This is a genomic window from Mycobacteroides sp. H003 (genome assembly GCF_001440135.1).
In the GTDB taxonomy this organism is placed as follows: domain Bacteria; phylum Actinomycetota; class Actinomycetes; order Mycobacteriales; family Mycobacteriaceae; genus Mycobacterium; species Mycobacterium gwanakae.
On the sequence record NZ_LJYL01000014.1, the window covers coordinates 1 to 951 of the forward strand.

The 951-nt window shown below is 62.1% G+C and carries 1 protein-coding gene; it reads right to left on the reverse strand.

Annotated features, from left to right (window positions below):
• Window positions 1-401: 401 nt before the first annotated feature.
• The coding region (locus AOT87_RS10570; RefSeq protein WP_240483254.1) for an IS30 family transposase at window positions 402-951 on the reverse strand (550 nt) is incomplete at its 5' end.

Consider the following 951-nt stretch of genomic DNA (forward strand, 5'->3'; position numbering starts at 1 on the left):
GTCGGTCCCTCGAAGAATCACGCGATGACCTTCATTCATCCGGCTACGACACGCCGGTCATCACCGGCTCGTACACCACTCTGCTGGACGCAACTGGGGTTGGAGACGATGACGATAGAAAATGCGTCGGTCATGCTCACCGCTCATGAAGTTCGAGCGATGACCGGAGTTCCGGTCTCAACGCTGCATGAATGGGCGGCCAGGCGGGAACGTGGGATTGATGCGCCTGGTCCACATCACCTCAGGCTTAGCGATCGGCACCGTCGATGGTTACTGGATGACGTCAAAGATTGGCTGGAATCGACTCGGGTGTAGAGCGATTCGCCCTCACCCAACTACTTAGCACAACCGCTGTCAACGGCGGCCGAAAATTGACCCCTTTTCGACGGGGTGGGTTCTACTCAACGTCGCAACACCGACGGATCACTCGAGACTAACAGGGCAGCGAATAGATCGGCGGGGCAACGGTCTTGGAGGACCATGCGGGGGCGATGGTTGAGTTCGTGTTCGACGGCCAACAACTGCTCCGGCGGGTGGCTGATGAGGGTGACGCCCTTCGGGAAGTAGTCGCGCAGCAGTCCGTTGGTGTTCTCGTTCGTGCCGCGTTGCCAGGGTGATCTGGAGTCGCAGAAGTAGACGGGCGCGCCGAGCTTGTCGGTGGTGGCAAGGTGGCGCGCCATCTCGGTGCCCTGGTCCCAGGTGATCGACCGCATCAGCGTGGGTGGCAGATCCTTCATGCGGGCCACCAAGGCCGCGTGCAGGGAGTCGGCGTCACTGCGAGGCAGATGCACCAACCGCAGCATCCGGGTCTGGCGTTCGACCAGAGTGCCGATCGCCGAGAGGTGGTTATTACCGATGATGTAGGGGTCGGACCGGGGCGCGGTGCCGGGATTGCTCCTGGCCCGTTTCCCCGGCCCGCCCTCCGCACCGGACGTGCGACTCTCGTCGCAT